The organism is Rhizobium sp. UFLA01-1127, assembly GCF_059803845.1.
In genome coordinates this window covers 1-5,160 of sequence record NZ_JAUQTZ010000231.1, presented here as the reverse complement: position 1 = coordinate 5,160, position 5,160 = coordinate 1, and the positions used below count along the sequence as shown (strand labels likewise).

The window sequence follows — 5,160 nt, the reverse complement described above, 5'->3', positions numbered from 1 at the left end:
GAAATCCGTGCCTTCGACCGCATAGCGGTTGGAAAGCTGGCCGGGCTTCTTGTATTCGGTGTCGAGCGAGGTTGCGAAGCCGGATGCGATGTTTTCCAGCGCGATACGGCCTTCCGGACGCTTCGGGCCAGCCATCGACGGCACGACGTCGTTGAGGTCAAGTTCCAGCGTGTCGGTGAAGACGAGGTCGGAACCGTCATTGTCGCGCCACATCCCTTGAGCCTTGGAATAGGCTTCGACGAGCGCGATGCGGTCCTTGGCGCGGCCGGACATGTTGAGATAGTGCAGCGTTTCCTTGTCGACCGGGAAGAAGCCGCAGGTCGCGCCGTATTCCGGACCCATATTGCCGATGGTGGCGCGGTCGGCGAGCGGCATGTTGTCGAGGCCTGGGCCGAAGAATTCGACGAACTTGGAAACGACGCCCTTCTTGCGCAGCATCTGCACGACGGTCAGAACGAGGTCGGTCGCGGTAACGCCTTCCTTGAGCTTGCCGGTGAGCTTGAAGCCGATGACTTCCGGAAGCAGCATGGAGACCGGCTGGCCGAGCATCGCGGCTTCAGCTTCGATACCGCCAACGCCCCAGCCGAGAACGCCGAGGCCGTTGATCATGGTCGTGTGCGAATCGGTGCCGACGCAGGTGTCGGGATAAGCGATCGTTTCGCCGTCTTCTTCCTTGGTCCAGACGGTCTGGCCGAGGTACTCGAGGTTCACCTGGTGACAGATGCCGGTGCCCGGAGGAACGACGCGGAAGTTCTTGAATGCCTGCTGACCCCACTTCAGGAAGCGGTAGCGCTCGCCGTTGCGCTGGTATTCCAGCTCGACGTTCTTGGCGAAAGCCTGCGGCGTGCCGAATTCGTCGACGATGACGGAGTGGTCGATGACGAGATCGACGGGAACGAGCGGATTGATCTTTTCCGGATCGCCGCCGAGGGAAACCATCGCGTCGCGCATGGCGGCAAGGTCGACGACGGCGGGAACGCCGGTGAAGTCCTGCATCAGCACGCGTGCCGGACGATAGGCGATTTCGTTCTCGACGGTGCCCTTGTTGGTCAGCCATTCGGCGACGGCAAGGATATGGTCCTTCGTGACCGACTGCCCGTCTTCAAAACGCAGCAGGTTTTCCAGCAGCACCTTCATGGAATAGGGCAGCTTGGAAACGCCGGGCAGACCATTGGCTTCGGCCTTGGGCAGGCTGAAATAAACATAGTCTTTCCCGCCCACGGTCAACGTGGAACGACAATTGAAACTGTCAAGAGATTTAGACACGAGATACCCCGTTTCTGATAGCCAACACAGTCGTGCGAACGCCTATGCACTTTATGCACATCAGGATGCGGGTGCGGCCATTTCCGCTGTCCGCACGTAAGGCAGAAAACCTTATGTTCGGCGCAAGGATGAAATTCACGCCGACCGCTGGCGTGGTTGCAGGTCTTATAGATAATTTCGTAAAGACTTGCCAGAGTGACAAAGCGCAAATTTGGACAATTTTTTGCGCGCTGCGGTAAAGAAATAAGGAAAGCCTGAGCGAATGCATCTAAGCGCTGAAAATCTGGCGGCAAGGCGGGGCGAAGACCTGATTTTCTTGAATGTTTCCTTCAACTTGACTGATGGAGATGCCCTCGTCCTGACCGGCCGCAACGGCTCGGGAAAATCGACGCTTCTGCGCGTCGTAGCAGGCCTTCTGAGACCGGAAAAAGGCCGTGTCACATTCACCGGAAAGGACGGCGAATCAGGCCGGCCGGCCGGGGAAGCCAGCCACTACCTCGGTCACCGCAATGCGATGAAGTCGGAGCTGACCGTCGCGGAAAATCTTACCTTCTGGAAAACATTCCTCGGCGACATGCAAGACGGTTTCGGCCTGGATATCGATGAAGCGGCCGATGCCGTCGGGCTTGCCGGCATCGTGCATCTGCCTTTCGGCTACCTCTCCGCCGGCCAGCAGCGGCGAATCGCTTTCGCCAAGCTCCTCGTTGCCTACCGTCCCATCTGGATTCTCGACGAGCCGACGGCAGCGCTCGACAGCTCCGCCGACCGGCTTTTCGCCGGCCTGATCACTGCCCATCAGAAGAATGGCGGCATCGTACTTGCCGCGACGCACCAGCCGCTGGGGTTGGAGAAGGTGCAGGAGATGCGGATGACGGGGTTTGCGGGGGTGAGTGAGGGAGTGTGGGGATGATGCAGCTATTTCCTCTTATGCCGCACCTTCGTTACCCCCTTCTGTCACTTCGAAAAAACTCATCGCTGTGCGATGAGTTACCCCCCTCTGTCACTATCGTGACATCTCCCCCACAAGGGGGGAGATCATGCGAGGCAGCTACATACCCAAAGCAACCTCGATATTATCTGCGAGTATCGAGCATCGTTGCTTGGCGCCGAGTGAACAGCGAGCTACCGATCTCCCCCCTTGTGAGGGAGATGCCCCAAAGGGGCAGAGGGGGGTGGCGAGAAGCCAAGGCTTCTCGCACCTTGAGCCGGGCGAAAGGCAACTTCCCCACACAATTTGAAAGTCATCGCGCATGACCGCCCTTTTCCTCCGCGACCTCAGACTTTCGGTGCGCGCCGGCGGCGGAGCGCTGATCGGCATTCTCTTTTTCCTCACCGTCGTCGCCGTCATTCCCTTCGGCGTCGGTCCGGACCTGAAGCTTCTCTCGCGCATCGGCCCGGCGATCGTCTGGATCGGCGCGCTGCTTGCGAGCCTTCTCGGCCTCGACCGCCTGTTCCAGGCCGAACGCGACGACGGTTCGCTCGATCTGCTCGTCATGCAGGAAACGCCGCTGGTGCTGACGGTCTTCATCAAATGCGCGGCGCATTGGGTGGCGACCGGCCTGCCGCTCGTCATCGCCTCACCCCTGCTCGGCCTTTTCATGAATATGAACGAGACGGCGATTGGTGCGACAGCGCTCACCCTGCTCGTCGGCTCGCCGGCGATCACCTTTATCGGCGCGGTCGGTGCCGCCGTGGCCGTGGCGCTGCCGCGCGGCGGGCTGCTGGTCTCCATTCTCGTGCTGCCGCTGACCATACCCGTGCTGATCTTCGGCGTCAGCGCCACCTATGCCGCAGTCGAAGGGCCGCAGCCTTTCCTGCCGCCGTTCCTGATCCTGATGGCGCTCACTTTATTCTTCGCCGTGCTCGGCCCTGTCGCCGCCGCCCTTGCCTTGCGGAACACGACTGATTGATCAAAGCGCTTCTGGGAAAGTACGGTTTTCCGTCCGGAATTGGGCAAGAACAAAGCGATAGAGCGTTTTTGCGATTCGAAGAAAGCGGAAAGGCTCTCACGGAGATACTGTTTCGTCGATCTGAGACAATGCGGTCGATTGCCGGAAAAGCCATATCGGGGTAAACAAGCCGCATGAGCGATATCAGCCACGCGATCAGCCGATTTTCAGACCTCGCCAATCCCACGCGGTTTCTGGCGTTTTCGGCGCGTCTCATTCCCTGGCTGGCGGTCATCTCGGCCGTGCTTTTCGCAATCGGCCTCTATCTGTCCTTTACGACCGAAGGCGATTACCAGCAGGGCGATACCGTCCGCATCATGTATATCCATGTACCGGCCGCCTGGCTCTCCATGATGTGCTACACGATCATGAGCATGTCGGCGATCGGCACGCTCGTCTGGCGCCATCCGCTCGCCGATGTCGCCGGCAAGACGGCCGCCCCGCTCGGCGCCGCTTTCACGCTGATCGCGTTGGTGACAGGCTCGCTCTGGGGCAAGCCGATGTGGGGCACCTATTGGGTCTGGGATGCGCGCCTGACCTCGGTCTTCATCCTCTTCCTGATGTATCTCGGCCTGATCGCGCTGAACCGCGCCATGGACGATCCGTCCAAGGCTGCCCGCGTCGCCTCCATCCTGACGCTGGTCGGCTTCGTCAATATCCCGATCATCAAATTCTCAGTCGACTGGTGGAACACGCTGCATCAATCGGAAAGCATCATGCGCATGGATGGCCCTGCCATCGACGCGGAATTCCTGTGGCCGCTATTCACCATGGCGCTCGCCTTCACGCTGCTGTTCTTCACGCTGCACCTGATGGCGATCCGCAACGAGATCTGGCGTCGCCGTATCACCGCGCAGCGCCGCATGGCCGCGCGCATGGCGAGCCGGGAGGAATAGCATGACGCATCCCTTCTACGTCTTCGGCTCCTACTGCTTTGCCGCCGTCATGATCCTCGCCATCATCGCCTGGACATGGATCGACGGACGTCTGCGCCGTCGCGAACTGGCCGCCCTGGAAGCCTCCGGCATCCGCCGTCGCTCGCAGCGCGCGTCCGAAAGCGAGACGAAATGACTGCCGATACCGGCAATAAGGATCAGCCGAAATCCAGCGGCACCGCACGCTATCTGCTGGCGCTCATCCCGCTGGTCGTCTTCGCCTGCATCGCCTTTGCCGTCGGCAAGGTCATGTATGACCAGGAAGTGCACGGCACCGACATTTCGGCCATTCCTTCGGCTCTGATCGGCACCAAGGCGCCGAAACTCGCGCTCGCGCCTCTCGAGGGCTCCAACCTGCCGGCGCTGACCGATGACGCGATCAAGGGCAAGCTGACGCTGGTCAACGTCTTCGCCTCCTGGTGCATCCCCTGCCGTGACGAACATCCGGTGCTGAAGGAACTCGCCAAGAGCGGTGAGCTCAACATCGTGGCGATCAATTACAAGGACACGGGCGAGAACGCGCTCCGCTTCCTCGGCGAACTCGGCAATCCCTACAACGCCATCGGCATCGACCCGAACGGCACCGCCGCCATCGACTGGGGCGTTTACGGCATTCCGGAATCCTATCTCGTCTCCGCCGACGGCACGATCCTCTACAAGCAGGTCGGCCCCTTCACACCGACCAGCCTGAAGGAAGGGCTCTATCCGGCCATAGCGAAGGCGTCGCACTAAAACTCCTTCTCCCCTCGGGGAGAAGATGCCCGAAGGGCAGATGAAGGGGCCGATAAGCGAAGCAACGAAGGGCCTGAGCAACAAGCAAAAGGCATTTTTCCGCCGGGGCGAGGGTTAAGATCAAATCCCGCCCTGCCACGTCTTGATCGCATCGATCGGGCACACCAGCATCAGCACGTTGAGCGTGAGATTATCGCGGATCAGATAGCCCGTGAGCAGCTCGAAGAAGATGGCGATGGCGACCGTCACCAGCACCGGCGCACGCCAGGCGAGCAGGA

The 5,160-nt window shown here is 60.5% G+C and carries 7 protein-coding genes; 5 read left to right on the top strand and 2 right to left on the bottom strand.

All coding sequences use genetic code 11. The features are described from left to right. On the bottom strand, nucleotides 1-1,266 hold a 1,266-nt coding region (locus Q4Q11_RS30750), incomplete at its 3' end, for an aconitase family protein (protein WP_498571850.1). Nucleotides 1,267-1,528: 262 nt separating this feature from the next. On the opposite strand from Q4Q11_RS30750, the gene ccmA reads away from it, so the two are divergent. The 5 genes from ccmA (at nucleotide 1,529) to Q4Q11_RS30725 (ending at nucleotide 4,882) form a co-directional block, all read left to right on the top strand. Continuing rightward, a complete protein-coding gene (gene ccmA / locus Q4Q11_RS30745; RefSeq protein WP_498571849.1) occupies nucleotides 1,529-2,176 on the top strand; it encodes a heme ABC exporter ATP-binding protein CcmA in 648 nt (215 codons plus the stop codon). Nucleotides 2,177-2,516: 340 nt separating this feature from the next. Further along, entirely contained in the window at nucleotides 2,517-3,176 is a 660-nt protein-coding gene (gene ccmB / locus Q4Q11_RS30740) for a heme exporter protein CcmB (protein WP_112504578.1), read from the top strand. Between the two features lie 173 nt (nucleotides 3,177-3,349). Then, nucleotides 3,350-4,111: a heme ABC transporter permease gene (locus Q4Q11_RS30735; RefSeq protein WP_113214868.1), complete on the top strand. Its 762-nt coding sequence runs from the start codon at nucleotides 3,350-3,352 to the stop codon at nucleotides 4,109-4,111. Between the two features lies 1 nt (nucleotide 4,112). After that, nucleotides 4,113-4,286 (top strand): heme exporter protein CcmD, encoded by a 174-nt coding sequence (gene ccmD / locus Q4Q11_RS30730; protein ID WP_112504582.1) that lies wholly within the window; start codon nucleotides 4,113-4,115, stop codon nucleotides 4,284-4,286. Continuing rightward, nucleotides 4,283-4,882 (top strand): DsbE family thiol:disulfide interchange protein, encoded by a 600-nt coding sequence (locus tag Q4Q11_RS30725; protein ID WP_498571848.1) that lies wholly within the window; start codon nucleotides 4,283-4,285, stop codon nucleotides 4,880-4,882. Before ccmD ends, Q4Q11_RS30725 begins: the two co-directional genes overlap by 4 nt. 120 nt (nucleotides 4,883-5,002) lie before the next feature. On the opposite strand, the gene Q4Q11_RS30720 is transcribed toward Q4Q11_RS30725, so the two are convergent. Further along, a partial coding sequence (locus Q4Q11_RS30720; RefSeq protein WP_498571851.1) for a DUF2585 family protein occupies nucleotides 5,003-5,160 on the bottom strand: 158 nt, incomplete at its 5' end.